Genomic DNA, 16,728 nt, shown 5'->3' with positions numbered 1-16,728 from the left:
CTATCAGGAGGGGAGAAGTCACGGACGGTCCGTCGCCGCTCCGTCGATGGCCCGCCCGTCGATCATGGGAGCGGGCAGCGCGGCGGCCGGCCGCGTCTTGCGCAGCGGGGCGGCCAGCTTCTCCCACGACCGGGTGCGCCGCAGCCGGCCGGCCACCCCCAGCCCGACCGCCAGCAGCCCGGTCAGGCTGATCGCCGCCCCCACCGGCCCGCCGACCAGCAGCCCGGCCAGCCCGGCCGCACCGGCCAGCAGCGCGCGCAGGCCGATGGTCAGCGCCACCGCCCCGGTTCCCGGCGCCAGCCGCGGCAGCAGCACCAGCAGAAGCCCGCAATCGACCGCGGTGCGCAGGCTCCAGGCCACGGCGGCGCCGACCGCGCCATAGCGCTCGGCCAGCAGCCACAGCACGCCCAGATAGACCGGCAGTTCGGCCATCTGCAGCCTTGCGGTCACGTCGACGCGGCCGACGCTCTGGATCAGGGTGTTGGGCACATAGGCGGTGGCGTTGAAGAAGACGCCCAGCATCAGGATCGACAGCACCGACGCGCTGTTGGCGGCGAAGGCCGGCCCCAGCCACAGCTCCAGCGCCGTCTCGCCGCCGACGATGGTGGCGGCCTGCATGACCAGGAACACCGCCAGCGTCAGATGGCCGCCGGCGTCCAGGATGCGGCCCAGCGCCGGCGGATCCCGCCGGAACAGGCTGGAGGCCAGCGGGAACAGCGCCAGCGACAGCGCGCCGGGGATCACCATCAGCCGCGACAGAAGCTCGAACGGCGTCGTGTAGAAGGCGACCATCGCCGCCGGAACGAGGCTGAGCAGGATGAAGCGGTCGGCATAGAGCATCGCCGGGCCGACCAGATTGTTCAGCATCATCCAGGCGCTCATGGTGAACAGCCCGCGCAAGCTCGGCCGCCCCCAGCGGCCGGGATGCAGCAGGTCCGGCAGCTGCCGCACCGCCAGGATGCCGTAGCCGACCAGCCCGATAAAGCGCCCCACCGCGATGGCGGCGATCACCGGCACCAGGCTCTGGCTGAAGGGCAGCACGCAGAGCGGGCTGAGGTAATTCAGCACCCCCACCGTCATCCGCACCAGGCTGATCGGGCGGAAGCGCTGGTGCGCCTCCAGCACGCCGCGCAGACCGGCGGAGACCAGCGCGATCGGCACGATGGCCGCCGCCACCAGCAAGCTGAACCGGATCTCGTCCGGCGAGGTGCCGGTCTCCAGCTGGAAGCGGTCGGCCAGCAGCCCGGCGCCCAGCGCCACCACCCCGCCGGTCAGCAGGCCGATGGCGCCCATCAGCGCGATGGCCGGCCCGGCGATGCCCGCAGTGTTCGCAGAGTTGTTCGCAGAGCTGTCGGCGGCGTTCGCAGAGCCGTTGCCGTGCTCCGCCTCATGCCCGATCCGGTCGGCGACGACCTGGACCAGCGACCGTCCCAGCCCGAGGTCCAGCACGCCCAGATAGCCGAGCAGCGCCCAGATCAGGGTCAGCGCGCCGAAGCGCTCCATCCCGACGGCGGAGATGAGCCACGGAATCGACAGCAGGGCCGCCGCCATGGGCAGCCCCTCGCCGAGCAGATTCCAGAGCGTGTTGCGAAGCAAAATCGAAGGTCCGTACGCGAAACACTGTGGAGCGGCGTTCGGGATGACCCGACCCCGGCCATGCGGCTCTTCAGCCGTTGGACCTAGGCCTATGCCGTCCTGACGACGCCATTGTTATCCGTCCATCCTGTCCAAAACGCTAACGGAATCGCTTGGACGAAACGGTCTGGACCCTGATCTTCCGTCAGGACAGAGCCCGCTCCAGCGCCGCGGCAACCCGGTCGACGTCGCCGTCGGCCATGGCCGGGAACAGCGGCAGCGACAGCGTGCGGTCATAATGGGCCATGGCGCCGGGCAGGGCGAGATCGCCGTAGCGGCGGCGCCAGTAGGGTTGGCGATGGACCGGGATATAGTGCACCTGGGTGCCGACGCCCAGGGCGCGCAGGGCCGCCATCACGGCGGACCGGGTCCGCCCCGCGGCATCGAAGTCGATGCGGGCGGCGCACAGGTGCCAGGCCGGCCGGCACCAGGGGACCAGGGCCGGCGGCCGCACCAGCGGGGCCAGCGGCGCCAGCCGCTCGGCATAGAGCGCCATCAGCCGCGCCCGCCGTTCGACGAAGCGGTCGAGCCGGCCGAGCTGGCTCAGCACCAATGCCGCATGGATGTCGGAGAGGCGATGGTTGAAGCCGGGCTCCGCCATCTCATAATACCAGGGGTTGGGCTTCCCCTCCGCGTCCAGCGCTGCCTCGGGATCGGCGAAGCCCTCCCCCGCCTGCGGCTCGCGCATCATGCCGTGGTTGCACAGGCGGCGGACCCGCGCCATCAGCACCGGATCGCTGCCGGTGACCGCCCCGCCCTCCCCCGCCGCGATGGTCTTGACCGGGTGGAAGGAGAAGACGGTCAGCGACCCCGCATCCACCCCTGGGCGGCCGGCGCCGACCGGCACCTCACGGCCGCCGGACAGATCAACCGTGCCGATGGCGTGGCAGGCGTCCTCGACCAGCGCCAGCCCTTCGGCCTGCGCGAGTGCCGCCAGTTCATCCATCGGGGCGGTCTGCCCGGCGTAATGGACGGGGGCGAGCGCGCGGACGCGCCAGCCGGCCTTGGCCGCGCGGGCGATGGCGGCCTCGGCCTCGGCGACGCCCATCAGGCCGCTGTCGGGGTCGACGTCGGCGAAGGCGACCTCGGCCCCGGCATGGCGGGCGGCGGATGCGGTGGCGAGGAAGGTGTTGGACGGCACCACAACCGCGTCGCCCGGCCCGATGCCCAGTGCGGCATAGGCCAGCCGCAGCGCCGCGGTGCCGTTGGCGCAGGCCACCGCCTCGGCCGCCCCCACCCGCGCGGCCAAGGCGCGCTCGAAGCCGGCGACCGCCGGCCCCTGGGTCAGCCAGTCGCCGCGCAGCACCGCCGCCACCGCGGCGATGTCCTCCTCCTCCACCATCTGGCGGCCATAGGGGAGGAAGGCCAGATCCGCAGGCAGGGGTTCCGCCATCAGGAGGCTTCCGCCAGCAGGCGGCGCAGCCGCTCGCCGTCCAGCCAGTCGTCGTTGCTATCGCTGGCATAGCGGAAACCGTCGGCCACCAGGCGGGCGTTCAGCCGCTCGTACGGCGCATGCTGCCAGAAGGTGAAGGCCGGCTCGATGACGTAGCGGTCGGCCAGCTCATAGGTCTGGCGGGAATCGTCCTCGGTGATCATCACCTCGTGCAGCTTCTCGCCCGGCCGGATGCCGACGATCTTCTGCGGCAGATCCGGCGCCATGGCGCGGGCGAGGTCGCCGATGCGCATGCTGGGGATCTTCGGCACGAAGATCTCGCCGCCCTGCATCATGGCGAAGCAGGACAGCACGAAATCGACGCCATGCTGCAGGGTAATCCAGAAGCGGGTCATCCGCTCGTCGGTGACCGGCAGATGGTCGGCCCCCTCGGCGATCATCTTGCGGAACAGGGGCACGACGCTGCCGCGCGACCCCACCACGTTGCCGTAGCGCACCACCGCGAAGCGGGTGTCGAGCGCGCCCGACAGGTTGTTGGCGGCGATGAAGATCTTGTCCGACGCCAGCTTGCTGGCGCCATAGAGGTTGATCGGGTTGGCCGCCTTGTCGGTCGACAGCGCGACGACACGCCGCACCCCCGCCGACAGCGCCGCCCGCACCACATTCTCCGCCCCATAGACGTTGGTGTTGATGCACTCCATCGGGTTGTATTCGGCGGCCGGCACATGCTTCAGCGCCGCGGCGTGGACGCAGAAATCGACGCCGCGCATCGCCAGCTTCAACCGCTCGCAATCGCGCACGTCGCCGATGAAGTAGCGCAGCGTCGGCGTCCACTCCGCCGGCATGCGCTGCTGCATCTCGTACTGCTTGAACTCGTCGCGGGAGAAGATGATGACCCGGCGCGGCTTGGCATGCCGCATCACCGTCTCGACGAAGCGGCGGCCGAAGGATCCGGTGCCCCCCGTCACCAGGACCGAGCGGCCGTCCAGCATGCGCAACCCCGCCTCCAGACCTCCGTCCGCCCCGTCCGGGGTCCATGCCTCGGGTCCGCTGGCCTTGCTGGAATGTGTGGTCACCGCCGGTTCCATCCGTTGAAGGTCCGCATCGCTCGAAACCGCCGGGTGGCCTCCCGCGCTCCGGATGGTCCGGGCGGGCGCCAAGTCGGGATCGAAATGAACCCCGACCGTAGCCGGTGCTTTCTGACGATCGGGTTAATTCACTCCGCCCCCCGGCGCAAGGCCCCCGGCGCAGATCCCCCGGCGGACGGACCGGGCAGCCTCCCCGCCTGCACGTCCTCCAGCAGGCGGATCTGCGCCGGCAGGCAGATGGTGGCGAGGTCGAAGCGCTCCACCGCCGTGCGTCGGGCGGCGGCCGACAGGGCGGCGCGCAGCTCCGGATCGTCCAGAGCCGTCTCCACCCGGTCGGCGAGCGCCATGGGATCGAAGAAGCCGGTCAGCAGCCCGTTCACCCCATCCTCGATCACCTCGGCGACCGGCGGCGTGTCGGACCCGACGATGACGGCGCCGCAGGCCATCGCCTCCAGCATCGACCAGGACAGGACGAAGGGGAAGGTCAGGTAGATGTGGGCGCGCGAGATGCGCAGGACCGACAGGTAGCGGTCGTAGGGCAGCTTGCCCAGCACATGCAGCCTCGCCGCCTCATGCCGCGGGTTGCCGGCAGCGTCCAGCATCGTCTCCCGCCACATCGTCTCGCGCCATGTGCCGCCCCCCTCCGGTGGCGCGCCGTAGCTGACCTCGTCGCCGCCCACCACCAGGATGTGCAGGTTGGGCCGGCGCCGCAGCAGCTCCGCCGCCGCCCGCATGAAGGTGGGAAAGCCGCGGTAGGGCTCCAGGTTGCGGGCGACATAGGTCACCACCTCGTCCTCGCGCGACAGGGTCCGGCCGTCGGGCAGGGTGACGGTGGCGGCCGGATCCGGCCGGCAGACCGCGGTGTCGACCCCGTCATGGATCACCGAGATGCGCGGGCGGAAGGCGTCGGGATGCTGGCGCCGCTGCCAGTCTGTCGGGCTGACGCCCCAGTCCATCGCCTCCAGCCCGGCCAGCAACGCGGCGTTCTTGGTGCGGATGCGGCAGCGCGTCTCCAGCGTCACCGGCTTTTCCGGATCGAAGCCGACGTCCGACCCGTCGGCCCGATAGAAGAACTCGCAATAGAGCAGCAGGCGGGCGTCCGGGAACAGGTCCTTCAGGAACAGCGCCTCACCCCAGCCGGGATGGGCGCAGATCACGTCGGGGGTGAAGCCCGCCTTCTGCAGGGCCAGCCCGGCCCGCACCGCGCCCTGCCCGTGCAGGACCTGCCCCTCGAACATGCGGATATAGGGGTGGGTGCCCTCCCCCGGCTCGCGCGTCGGCCGGTAGAGCGCCATCTGCACGCCCTTCGGCAGCTCGCGCCGGACCTTGCCGATGAAGGCGACCTGATGGGCCGGGTCGGCCGCGAAATGGCGGACCAGATGCTTGTACTGGCCAGGGGTGTTCTGGTGGACGAACAGGATCCGCATGGAAAAACAATGTCCGGACGACGGAGAAACGGAGCGACAGCCTGCAACCATCCGGCGGCGCTGTCGATGGATATGACCATGATCGGTCCCGAGACCCGGAGCCCGGCCCTTTCAAGTCCCATTCTCAAGTCCCACAAGGATCCGTTCCTCGTCCGCCGTCTTGCGCCTATAAGGTCTCGCGTCCGCCGGCACCGCCCGGCCCATCGCGCGACGGAGCGCCGACGCCCCTTGTCTACCCTCACCCCGTCTACCCTCACCCCGTCTACCCTGCCGTCCTCCCCCTGGCGCTTCCTGTGGATGTTCGTGCGCGAGCGTTTCCTCGGCCGCGCCATCCTGCTGAACCTCGCCGCCGCCGGCGGGATCGGGCTGATGGGGATGGAGCCGGTGGCGATGCGCGGGCTGGTCGACGCGCTCGCCGGACTCTCGGGAAACCAACCCTCCGGCTCCCCCGCCTGGACGGCGGAGGTGATGCGCTGGTTCCTGCTGCTGGGCGGGCTGTGGATCGCGTCCGCCCTGTTCAACCGCCTGCGCGAGCTGGTGGACCTCCACACCTCGCCGGCGCTGCGCCATGCCATCCAGGTCCGGCTGTTCGACCATCTGATCGACCATTCGCCGCGCTACTTCCAGGACAATTTCGCCGGCAACCTGGGCCAGAAGGTCAAGCAGGCCGGGCAGAGCGCCATCCAGATCCTGGAAATCCTGACCAACGACATCATCCGCATCGTCGTCATCCTCGCCATCGGCCTGACCCTGCTGGCCTCGGCCCAGACCCTGTTCGCCGGGCTGCTGGTCGGCTGGACCGCCGCGCACCTGACCCTGTCGGCGCTGCTGGCCCGGCGCTGCCTGCGGTTGTCGCACGCCTTCTCCGAAGAGGTGTCCTCGACCACCGGCCGCATGGTCGACGTCATCGCCAACGCCGAGCTGGTGCGCGCCTTCGCCCGCCGCCGCCAGGAGCTGTCCGGCCTGTCCGACGCGCTGACCGGCGAGATCGACCGCTCCAAGGAGCTGCGCTGGTTCCTGACCAAGATGTGGTTCTGGCTGTTCAACGCCCTGCTGGTCTTCCAGATCACCCTGATCGGCATCGCCGTGTCGGAGGCGACGGCCGGCCGGATGAGCGTCGGCGACTTCGCCATGGTCTTCTCGCTGGCCAGCATCGTCGGCACCAATGTCTGGGGCCTGTCGACGCGCATGCTGGGCTTCTTCGAACAGCTGGGCATCCTGTCCGGCGCCCTGGAGCTGATCGTCCGCCCGCACGAAATCCCGGATCCGCCCGGCCGCCCCGATCTGGCCGTCACCGCGGGCGCCATCCGCTTCGAGGATGTCCGCTTCGCCCATCCGGGAGGCGGGGCGGTGTTCGACGGCCTGTCGCTGACCATCCGGCCGGGAGAGCGGGTGGCGCTGGTCGGTCCCTCGGGGGCAGGCAAGAGCACGCTGGTCCGGCTGCTGCGCCGCCAGTTCCCCGTGCAGGGCGGCCGCATCCTGATCGACGGCCAGGACATCGCCGCGGTCAGCCTCGCCTCGCTCAACCGCGCGGTGGCCGAGGTGCCGCAGCTGCCCAGCCTGTTCCACCGCTCCATCCGCGACAACATCGCCTATGGCAGCGAAGGAGCCAGCGACGACGCCATCCGCGCGGCTGCGGCCCGCGCCCATTGCGACCGCTTCATCGAGGGGCGCGCCGGCGGCTACGACACCGTGGTGGGGGAGCGCGGCATCCAGCTGTCGGGCGGCGAGCGCCAGCGGGTGGCCATCGCCCGCGCCTTCCTGAAGGACGCGCCGATCCTGGTGCTGGACGAGGCGACCTCGTCGCTCGACTCCGAGACGGAGCATCTGATCCAGGACGCCCTGCTCGGTCTGTTCGAGGGCCGTACGGTGATCGCCATCGCCCACCGGCTGTCGACCGTCACCGGCATGGACCGCATCCTCTATATGGAAGCCGGCCGGATCCTGGAGGACGGCGACCATGCCACCCTGCTGCGCCGCGACGGCCCCTATGCCCGGCTGTGGCGCCGGCAGGTCGGCGGCTTCCTGCCGGACGATGCCGGCGCCACCAGCCTGGAGGAGGTGCGATGATGCGGATCCGCCCGGCGCTGCTGCTCGCCGCCAGCCTGTTCACCCTCGCCACGGAGGCCGCCGCCATGTCGCCCCTGCCCTTCTTCCAGCGGGTCGAGCGCGTCGGCCTGCTCTGCGCCGTAGATGCCGAGGGCGGCCCGGACGCCGATCTCGGGGATGACGCGCTGTGCGGCCGCGCCGCGGCGGTGCTGTCGGGACTGCTGGCCTCCGGCCCGGCGGTCACGGCGCTCGCCCCCAACGACGCCCGCATCGCCGATCCCGGCACCCTGCTGCTGCTGGTCCACGCCACGCTGCGGCCGGATGACGGGCAGGGTGACGGAAAGCGGCTTTTCTCGGTCGCCGCGACCCTCCAGCGCAGCGGATCCGTCGGCGGCGCGCCGTTTTTCATGATGCCGCCCCAGGCCCTTGCGCTGTCCGGCAAGCTGGAGGAAAGCCTTTTGGAGCAGGCGCTCCGCCGCCTGCTGACCCCGCTGGCGAAGGCCCTGCACGCCACTCCCTGAGGGGCCGGAGTTTGGAGTCTTGTCGCAGGGGGGAGGAAGCGGCACCGCAGGCTTGAACGTCTACAAGCCGTCATTCCCGCGAAGGCGGGAATCCAGTCATGTCAAGCACTTGGACCGGAAGCCTGGATCCCCGCCTTCGCGGGGATGACCGTCCTGCAGGCAGAGTGGCAGGCAGGGTGCGCGCTCCGCCTTCACCGGCAAAGCTGCGCGAACTTGCGCTCCGGGATCGGCGGCGGCGAGGGGTGCAGCATCAGCCCCTGTTCCTCCACATCGACCCGCGCGTCGGGATAAACCGCAAGCGCAAGCTGCAGAGCCTCGATGAACCGCTTCCTGAAATCGCGCAGGCGGCTGTATCCGGCGCCGAACTGTTCGAACACCGCCGGCCAGGTGATCGGGGTGGAGCGGTTCAGGCTGTGCAGCCGGTAGGCCAGCCAGATATAGATGTCGATGCTGGTGCTGTTGTTCTGGATGTGGCGCAGCGCCGGTTCCCAGATCGGCACCGGGTGGGCCTTCAGCTCGCGGAAGAAGGCCTCGGACAGCAGGACGCGGTCCTCCCATAGCGACCCCTGGCCCGGCTCCGCCCCGGCATTGGCCGAGAAATGGATGCCGCCCTTGACGATCGACCCCTTTTCGAAGCCGATGCTGTGGGCGTCCTCCCAGGCGAAGGTCAGGTTGCAGGCGGCGATGCGCGAGGCCTGCTCGCGGATGTCGCGATAGGTCTGGCCGCCGACCGACAGGCCCATGCGGTCCAGCCATTCGTGCATGCTGCGGCCCAGCTCGACCTCGCGGCTGTCGGTTTGGATCGCCCGGGTCTGGAGATACAGCAGGATCATCCGCGCGCGGCTGCCGTACGGAACGCCGTAAAGCTTAAAGCCACCGTTGCGGATTGGCAGTCGTCCCGGCTCGATCAGCAAGCGGATCTTATGTCCGCGACGCTCCCACGGCTGGTCATCGGGAAGACGACGATGCGGAAGCGCGGTCAGCGCGAAGCCCGAATAGGTGATGCCAAGCTCCTGCCGCTCCTCTTCGAGGACGGCAGCGGCGACATCGACTAGCGAACGCTGATCCGGATCGGTTTGGAGCGCCTTCGCCTGGTCGCGTCCAAGCTGGGTGATCAGGGTGTGTATCTGTCCCATAGCGAGCTGACCTTGGCACGACTTTGCGGGGAACCCTATATCACGGCCGGTTAGTGCCAGCAATTTGGAGTCTTGTCGCTCAAACTATTTGTACGGTTATTTGATTCAGTTAATAGTTTGCGCGACAAGACTCCAGTAGAGAATCGCGAGTCGCGCGACAAAACTCCAGAACTCCCGCGACAAGACTCCAGCGGATAGTCCCGATTGCCTGTGGATTTTTCGCCGGACGCGACAAGACTCCAGGTGGGACATTTCGATTCGGCCCCGAATCGCTTCCGATTCGCTTATTTCCGAGTCGCGGAGCCGAATCGACCGCCGCTTGGCCATGATTCATGCCCCGCGCCGATCCGATCCGGACCCGGGGTTTGGAGTTCTGTCGCGCCCCCCTCCGTCCAGCCTTTGCCGCATCGCCGTCCTTATTCGTCCCTGCCGGGGCCACCGGCCCGGTTCCGGGGATGGATCCGGGGTTCGGCCGGCAGGGGGGCGCGACAAGACTCCAACCTCGACCCTGGCCTTGGTGCCGCCGGCAGGGGGGCCGGCAGGGGAATGTTTGGAGTCTTGTCTCGCTCCCTCCCGGCATCGGTTCGGCCCCGTTCCAGAAGAGGCGCTCCGGTCGGGTGGGTCTCGGAGGGGTGCTTGTGGAGCATGGAAAGCGCGGTCTATAACGAACCGCCATGGCGCCGGCCTTGGTCCTGCCTTGGTTTTCCGGCGCCCGGCCAGATGCTCAACACCCAGATGCTCAACACAATGAATGGCGGCAGGATGAACGGCAATTCCGCGCAGAAGATCGTCCCGGTGCTGCTGTCCGGCGGTACGGGGTCCCGTTTGTGGCCCTTGTCGCGCGAACTGTATCCCAAGCAGTTCCTGCCGCTCTGCTCCGACCGGACGATGCTCCAGGACACCGCCCTGCGGGTCAGCGCGCAACCTGGTTCCACGCCGGCCGGCGGCGCGGCCGCGGAGGCCGTCTTCTCGGCCCCCCTGGTGATCTGCAACCAGGAACACCGCTTCCTCGCCGCCGAGCAGCTGCGCCAGTCGCGCTGCACGCCGCGCGGCATCATCCTGGAGCCGGCCGGCCGCAACACCGCCGCCGCCTGCGCGCTCGCCGCCCTGGCGGTGACGGCCGACGACCCGGACGCGCTGCTGCTGATCCTGCCGGCCGACCACGAGATCCGCGACGCCGACGCCTTCCGCCGCGCCACCGCCATCGCCGCCCGCGCCGCCCAGGCCGGCCGGCTGGTCACCTTCGGCATCACCCCGACCCGGCCGGAGACCGGCTACGGCTATATCCGCCGCGGCCATTCGATGGACGAGGCCGACGGCGCCTACAACGTCGCCGCCTTCGTCGAGAAGCCGTCGCTGGAGGTGGCCGAGCGCTATCTCGCCGAGGGGACCTATGCCTGGAACAGCGGCATGTTCCTGTTCCCGGCCGCCCGCCTGCTGGCCGAACTGGAGCGCCACGCCCCGGCGGTGCTGGCCGCCTGCCGCGAGGCGCTGGAGCAGGGCTCCAAGGATCTCGACTTCTTCCGCCTGGACGCCGCCGCCTTCGCCAAGGCGCCCAGCATCTCCATCGACTATGCGGTGATGGAGCGCACCGACCGTGCTGCCGTCGTCCCCTGCGAGATCGGCTGGACCGACGTCGGCGCCTGGTCGGCGCTGTGGGACGTCGGCAACAAGGATGGCGAGGGCAACGTCGTCGTCGGCGACGTGCTGCTGGAGGGGGCCCGCGACTGCTATGTCCGCAGCGACAACCACCTGACCGCCGTGGTCGGGGTGGAGAACGCCGTGGTGGTGGTGGTCGACGACGCCGTTCTGGTCGCCGACCGGGCCCAAGCGCAGGACGTCAAGCGCATCGTCGACCGGCTGAAGGCGGAGGGGCGCAGCGAGTCCGTCAGCCACCGCCGGGTCCACCGCCCCTGGGGGTCCTACCAGTCGCTGCACACCGGCGACCGTTTCCAGGTCAAGAGCCTGACCATCGCCCCCGGCTCGCGCCTGTCCTTGCAGAAGCACCATCACCGCGCCGAGCATTGGGTGGTGGTCAACGGCACCGCGCTGGTCACCCGCGGCGAGGAGCAGGTGATGGTCTACGAGAACCAGTCGATCTACATCCCGATCGGCACGGTCCACCGGCTGGAGAACCCCGGCAAGGTGCCGCTGACCATCATCGAGGTGCAGTCCGGCTCCTATCTCGGCGAGGACGACATCGTCCGGCTCGAGGACGTCTACGGCCGCAACTGAGCGGCCGGCAACCCAGAGCGGCGCCACGGGTCGTCCAAGGCGCCGCTGACGGTCCGGTGGGGGTCAGGCGCGCTTCCTGGCGCGCTCATGCTCCATGTAAGCCCGGAGCACGGCGTTGATTTTACTCTGGTAGCGGTCGCTGTTGGTGCGGAACCACTCCAGCACATCCGAATCCAGGCGGATGCTGATCGCCTGCTTGGCCGGCGGCTCGACGATGCGGGCGGTCTCGAACCATGCTTCGTCGGCCAGCGGTGCCGCGTCGGGATCGCTGCGCACGGCGGCGTCGATGTCGGCATCGGTCTGGCGGTCGGCCCGCGACCAGTCAGCCGTCCGCTTGCGGGGCGACGCCAGGGAGCGTCGCGTGATACGCTCGTTGTTCGCGTCCATTGGCTTTCCTTGCTGAGATGATGCGGCGGGCGCCGTCGCGCCATGTGTAGACGACCACCAGCAGCCGGCCGTCGACCTCGCCATAGGCGATGATGCGTGCCTCTCCGTTGTGATCGCGCGGGTCGTTCTTCTCCCGCACAGGTCCTTCGAAGATGTAGATGGCATCCTCAAAATCGATGCCGTGCTTGTCGATATTCGTCTCGCGCTTACGCTCGTCCCACTCGAATTCCATTGTTGGCGCCATTTGCCAGTTTCAAAGCATCCATTTCAGATATTGCCAATACTCGTCGGACCCTTGTCGTACCGGATGGTGGACAGAGATCAGGAAGAAATACAGACGTATATACAATTCGCGCAGCCCCCTGTCAATGCATCCTTCGCGAAGACCCTGTCCTGCGTTCCTGCCCTGCCCCCGATGACGACAGGCGCTTCCGTGCAAGCACGAGCGTCGCCTGTGTCTTCCTGCGGTCTCGGATAATGGCGGCTTGGTCCGGCTCGCCGCCTTCCGGTAGAAAGAGGATGCGAGGGTGCCGCAGCGGCGCCCCGCCTTTTCGCTGCCGGGACCATCATGACCATCGAGCCGCCGCCGGACGACCGCATCCCCGAACTCTATGCCGACGGGGTCTTCGACATCGGCTTCGGCAACGGCATGGTCCGCATCGATCTGTTCAGCCTGTCGGCTCTGCGCAAGGACGCCAACGGCCAGCCGCTCCCCGCCATCCGCCAGCGTGTGGTGATGAGCCTGCCCGGCTTCCTCGCCAGCCTGTCCGCCCTGGAAGGCATGCGCCAGCGGCTGGAGGCCGCCGGCGTGCTGCCGCCCAATTCCGGCGCCGGACCGGGTACGCCCGTTTCCGCTCCCCCTCACGCTCCCTCTGTGACTCCCCCTGCCGTTCCGGCCTTCCAGAGCCCGGTGCAGGCCCCGATCCAGCCCGCCTCCCCCACCGGTCCGTCCACTGGCCCCACGACGCCGGCCACCCCGTCCGGGCGGCCCCGCTCGCCGAATTTCGGCTGACCGATGCCGGACGCCAGCACGACCGTCGCGCCGCCCCCGCCGGATGCCGCCTTGCCGCCCGGCCACGATGCGGACGAAAGCACCGCGCTGCGCTGCCTGACGCTGGTGGCGCGCCACCATGGCCTGTCAGCCTCGTCGGCCGCCCTGCGCGCCCGCGTCGCCCCTGGCCGCGGCGAGCCCTCGACCGCCGACCTGCTGCGCATCGCCGCCGCCACCGGCTTCAAGGCGACCGCCCGCCGGCTGGACTGGAAGGCCCTGCAGGCCCTGCCCCCCGTCTTCCCGTTGCTGGCGCGGCTGTCCAACGGCAACACCGTCATCCTGGTCGGGCTGTCCCGCCCAGTGGACCCCGCCGAGGAACCCATGGTCGGCGTCGTCGACCCGCTGGCCGACCGGCTGGACGTGATCGACGTGCCGCGCGACCGCTTCCTGGAGCGCTGGGACGGCGAACTGGTCTTCCTCAAGCCGCGCCACGGCCTTGCCGACCCGCGCCAGCCCTTCGGCCTGCGCTGGTTCGTGCCGGAGATACTGCGCCAGAAATCCGCCTTCCGCGACGTGGTGGTGGCGGCGCTGGTGCTGCACGCCCTCGCCCTTGCCGTCCCGGTCTATTTCCAGATCGTGATCGACAAGGTGCTGGTGAACGAGACCGTCGCCACCCTGCAGGTGCTGACCATCGGCGTGCTGGCCGCCCTGCTGTTCGAGGCGGCCTTCCGCTTCCTGCGCCAGTTCATCCTGCTGTCCGCCGCCAACCGCATCGACATCCGCCTGCTGAACCGCACCTTCGGCCATCTGCTCGACCTGCCCATCACCTTCTTCGACGGGCATTCGGCCGGCGTCACCGTGCGCCACATGCAGCAGGTGGAGCGCATCCGCGAGTTCCTGACCGGCAACCTGCTGTCCACCGTGCTCGACAGCCTGGTGCTGCTGGTCTTCCTGCCGGTGCTGTTCTTCTATTCGGTCAAGCTGACGCTGGTCGCCCTGCTGTTCGCAGCCCTGATCGCCGGCGTGGTCGTCGCCCTGGTGCCGGTCTACCGCAGCCGCCTGCGCGACCTCTACAACGCCGACGCCGAGCGGCAGGCCATGCTGGTGGAGACCATCCACGGCATGCGCACCGTCAAATCCTCGGCGCTCGAACCGCAGCAGCGCCGCGGCTGGGACTGCAAGGCGGCCCGCGCGGTGACCAGCCATTACCGGGTCGGCCGCATCTCCATCGCCGCCCGCACGGTGACCGAGTTCCTGGAAAAGGCGATGATGGTGGCGGTGGTCGCCGTCGGCGCCTTCGACGTCTTCGACCGCCAGCTGTCGGTCGGCGCGCTGATCGCCTTCCAGATGCTGTCGGGCCGGGTGGTGACGCCGCTGGTGCAGATCGTCTCGCTGATCCACCAGTATCAGGAAACCGCGCTCTCCGTCCGCATGCTGGGCGAGGTGATGAACCACCCGGCCGAGCCAAGGCGCGAGGGCAGCGGTGCCTGCCCCGCCCTGATCGGCCGCATCGAGATCGAGGGGCTCGGCTTCCGCTACGACCGCAACCGCCCGCCGGCCTTGGACGGCGTCACCCTGACCGTGCCTGCCGGCTCCGTCGTCGGGCTGGTCGGGCGAAGCGGTTCGGGCAAGAGCACGCTGATGCGCCTCCTCCAGGGTTTCTACCCGCTGCAGGACGGCAGCATCCGCTATGACGGGCTCGACATCCGCGAACTGGATCTGGCCCATCTGCGCCGCTCCATCGGCGTGGTGCTGCAGGAGAACTTCCTGTTCCGCGGCACCATCCGCGACAACATCGCCATGACCATGCCCGAGGCCAGCCGCGAGGAGATCGTCGAGGCCGCCCGGCTGGCCGGCGCCGACGAGTTCATCCACCGCCTGCCCGACGGCTACGACACGCTGGTGGAGGAGGGGGCGACCAACCTGTCCGGCGGCCAGAAGCAGCGCATCGCCATCGCCCGCGCCCTGCTGCCCCAGCCGCGCCTGCTGATCCTGGACGAGGCGACCAGCGCGCTCGACCCCGACAGCGAGGCCATCGTCATGGCCAACCTGCGGCGCATCGCCCGCGGCCGCACCGTGCTGATCGTCACCCACCGCCTCTCCACCCTGACCGGCTGCGACACCATCGCCGTGCTGGAGCAGGGCCGCCTGCTCGACCTCGCCCCCCATCCCACCCTGCTCGACCGCTGCGCCGAATACCGGCATCTGTGGCAGCAGCAGAACCGGGGGCGCTGAGCCATGCCCGACACCCGGATGCCCGAGATGGAGCAGGACGCAGCACCGGCGGAGACCGGCCGCGAGGTCGTCCCGGCCAAGCCCTCTCCCCCTGCTCCTCCCGCCCGCCGCCGCGCCGCCCTGCCCGCCCCGTCGGCACCGCCGCCGGGCTTCGCGCTGGACTATCTGCCGGATGGGGCGGCGATCGAACATGCGCCGCTGCCCTGGCTCGCGCGTTCCACCCTCTATGTGCTGGCCGGGCTCTTGGTGGTGCTGGTCCTGTGGGCCGGCTTCGCCCAGGTCGACCGCATCGTCACCGCCGGCGGCCGGCTGGTGACCACCGCGCCGCTGGTGGTGGCCCAGCCGCTGGAGACCGCGGTGGTGCGCGGCGTCGACGTCCAGGTCGGCGACCGCGTCCGGGCGGGCGACCGTCTGGCGACGCTCGACCCCACCTTCGCCGCGGCGGATCTGGCCGACCTGACCGGCAAGCTCGCAAGCGTCGAGGCGCAGATCGGCCGTCTGCGCGCCGAGCTGGACGGCAGCGACTTCACCCCCGCCGCGAATAACCCTGACGCCGCGGTGCAGGCCGCCATCCTGGAGCGCCGCCGCGCCGAATACCGCTCCCGCCTCGCCTCGCTGGACGAGAAGGCCGGACAGCTGGACAGCGCCATCGCCGCCAGCCGCCGCGCCCAGGCCGGCCTTGCCGAGCGGCTCTCCGTGGTCGGCGAGGTGGAGGACATCCGCCGCCAGCTTCAGGAACGCCAGACCGGCTCGCGCCTGACCTACCTCGAGGCGCGGATCGAGCGGCTGCGCATGCGCGACGACCTGACCGCCCTGCAGGACCGCGAGCGGGAGAGTGCGCACGAGCTGCGCGGCATCCAGGCCGACCGCGCCGCCTTCGTCGACGAATGGCGCCGCAAGACGGCGGAGGAACTGGTGGAGCAGACCCGCCAGCGGGCCACCCTGGTCGAGCAGATCGCCAAGGCCGAGCGCCGCCGTTCGCTGGTCACCCTGACCGCCCCGGTCGACGCGGTGGTGCTGGAGGTGGCCAAGCGCTCCGTCGGCTCCGTCATCCGCGAGGCCGAACCGCTGGTCACCCTGGTCCCCGCCGACGTGCCGCTGGAGGTCGAGGCCGACATCCCGTCGCGCGACATCGGTCTGGTGCGGGTCGGCGACTTCGTGCGGGTGAAGCTGGACGCCTTCCCCTTCCAGCGCCACGGCACCCTGTCCGGCGAGATCCGCACCATCAGCGCCGACGCCTTCACCCACGACCCGGCCCAGGGCGCCCAGGGCGGCGCCGGCTCCATCAACGCCGACGCCCCCCGCCCGGCCGCCGGCGCCGTCTTCCGCACCCGCATCCGCCTGACCAACACCCGGCTGGAGGCGGTGCCCGACGGCACCAACCTCAGCCCCGGCATGGTCGCCTCGGCGGAGATCCGCGTCGGCACCCGCTCCGTCCTGTCCTACTTCCTCTATCCCGTCATCCGCGCGCTGGACGAGAGCATCCGCGAACCCTGAGGAGCCGCAAGGTTCCGTTGCCGAAGCCCCTCACCGGGCAGGGTCATTCCGGTGGAACGACATAGCCTATAGTGGTATGTAGACACCTGTCCGTTTGGACAGCTGATCCGCAGGGCTGTGTGTCGGGAGACGAT

13 protein-coding genes are annotated in these 16,728 nt (G+C 69.9%); 6 read left to right on the top strand and 7 right to left on the bottom strand.

Annotation, left to right across the window (positions count from 1 at the left end):
- Positions 1-18: 18 nt before the first annotated feature.
- The 4 genes from ACCD06_RS27660 to ACCD06_RS27645 form a co-directional block, all read right to left on the bottom strand.
- Positions 19-1,596, bottom strand: coding sequence for a flippase (locus ACCD06_RS27660; RefSeq protein ID WP_413344956.1), 1,578 nt, complete (start codon positions 1,594-1,596; stop codon positions 19-21).
- 184 nt (positions 1,597-1,780) lie between these two features.
- Positions 1,781-3,028 carry a UDP-4-amino-4,6-dideoxy-N-acetyl-beta-L-altrosamine transaminase gene (gene pseC, locus ACCD06_RS27655; protein ID WP_413344954.1) on the bottom strand — a complete coding sequence of 416 codons (1,248 nt, stop codon included), beginning with the start codon at positions 3,026-3,028 and terminating at the stop codon, positions 1,781-1,783.
- The gene (gene pseB / locus ACCD06_RS27650; RefSeq protein ID WP_413344952.1) at positions 3,028-4,104 is read right to left on the bottom strand and encodes a UDP-N-acetylglucosamine 4,6-dehydratase (inverting); all 1,077 of its coding nucleotides are present in this window, start codon (positions 4,102-4,104) and stop codon (positions 3,028-3,030) included. Before pseB ends, pseC begins: the two co-directional genes overlap by 1 nt.
- Before the next feature lie 140 nt (positions 4,105-4,244).
- Positions 4,245-5,543: a glycosyltransferase family 4 protein gene (locus ACCD06_RS27645; RefSeq protein WP_413344950.1), complete on the bottom strand. Its 1,299-nt coding sequence runs from the start codon at positions 5,541-5,543 to the stop codon at positions 4,245-4,247.
- Positions 5,544-5,771: 228 nt separating this feature from the next.
- On the opposite strand from ACCD06_RS27645, the gene ACCD06_RS27640 reads away from it, so the two are divergent.
- Both ACCD06_RS27640 and ACCD06_RS27635 read left to right on the top strand, forming a co-directional pair.
- Complete coding sequence (locus tag ACCD06_RS27640; protein ID WP_413344948.1) at positions 5,772-7,613, top strand: ABC transporter ATP-binding protein; 1,842 nt, start codon at positions 5,772-5,774, stop codon at positions 7,611-7,613.
- Positions 7,610-8,113 carry a hypothetical protein gene (locus tag ACCD06_RS27635; RefSeq protein WP_413344946.1) on the top strand — a complete coding sequence of 168 codons (504 nt, stop codon included), beginning with the start codon at positions 7,610-7,612 and terminating at the stop codon, positions 8,111-8,113. The genes ACCD06_RS27640 and ACCD06_RS27635 overlap by 4 nt, the downstream gene beginning before the upstream one ends.
- 191 nt (positions 8,114-8,304) lie before the next feature.
- Here the strand turns inward: ACCD06_RS27635 and ACCD06_RS27630 are convergent, their stop codons facing one another.
- A complete protein-coding gene (locus tag ACCD06_RS27630; protein ID WP_012978551.1) occupies positions 8,305-9,249 on the bottom strand; it encodes a replication protein RepA in 945 nt (314 codons plus the stop codon).
- 762 nt (positions 9,250-10,011) lie between these two features.
- On the opposite strand from ACCD06_RS27630, the gene ACCD06_RS27625 reads away from it, so the two are divergent.
- A complete protein-coding gene (locus ACCD06_RS27625; RefSeq protein ID WP_413344944.1) occupies positions 10,012-11,484 on the top strand; it encodes a mannose-1-phosphate guanylyltransferase/mannose-6-phosphate isomerase in 1,473 nt (490 codons plus the stop codon).
- A gap of 63 nt (positions 11,485-11,547) precedes the next feature.
- Here ACCD06_RS27625 and ACCD06_RS27620 read toward each other — a convergent pair whose 3' ends face one another.
- Both ACCD06_RS27620 and ACCD06_RS27615 read right to left on the bottom strand, forming a co-directional pair.
- Positions 11,548-11,871, bottom strand: a complete 324-nt coding sequence (locus tag ACCD06_RS27620; protein WP_109156526.1) for a BrnA antitoxin family protein — start codon at positions 11,869-11,871, stop codon at positions 11,548-11,550.
- Positions 11,807-12,103, bottom strand: coding sequence for a BrnT family toxin (locus ACCD06_RS27615; RefSeq protein WP_413344942.1), 297 nt, complete (start codon positions 12,101-12,103; stop codon positions 11,807-11,809). The genes ACCD06_RS27620 and ACCD06_RS27615 overlap by 65 nt, the downstream gene beginning before the upstream one ends.
- A gap of 336 nt (positions 12,104-12,439) precedes the next feature.
- Between ACCD06_RS27615 and ACCD06_RS27610 the strand changes: the two genes are divergently transcribed.
- Genes ACCD06_RS27610 through ACCD06_RS27600 form a run of 3 tightly spaced genes read left to right on the top strand, consistent with a single transcriptional unit; the run spans position 12,440 to position 16,594 of the window.
- Complete coding sequence (locus ACCD06_RS27610; RefSeq protein ID WP_413344940.1) at positions 12,440-12,883, top strand: hypothetical protein; 444 nt, start codon at positions 12,440-12,442, stop codon at positions 12,881-12,883.
- 3 nt (positions 12,884-12,886) lie between these two features.
- Positions 12,887-15,097, top strand: a complete 2,211-nt coding sequence (locus ACCD06_RS27605; protein ID WP_413344938.1) for a peptidase domain-containing ABC transporter — start codon at positions 12,887-12,889, stop codon at positions 15,095-15,097.
- 3 nt (positions 15,098-15,100) lie between these two features.
- Positions 15,101-16,594 carry an HlyD family type I secretion periplasmic adaptor subunit gene (locus tag ACCD06_RS27600; protein ID WP_413344936.1) on the top strand — a complete coding sequence of 498 codons (1,494 nt, stop codon included), beginning with the start codon at positions 15,101-15,103 and terminating at the stop codon, positions 16,592-16,594.
- The last annotated feature ends 134 nt before the right edge of the window (positions 16,595-16,728 follow it).

The sequence above is a fragment of the Azospirillum sp. CT11-132 genome (assembly GCF_047302835.1).
In the GTDB taxonomy this organism is placed as follows: Bacteria; Pseudomonadota; Alphaproteobacteria; order Azospirillales; family Azospirillaceae; genus Azospirillum.
Note: the sequence above shows the minus strand (reverse complement) of the source record. Positions and strands in the feature narration are given on the sequence as shown.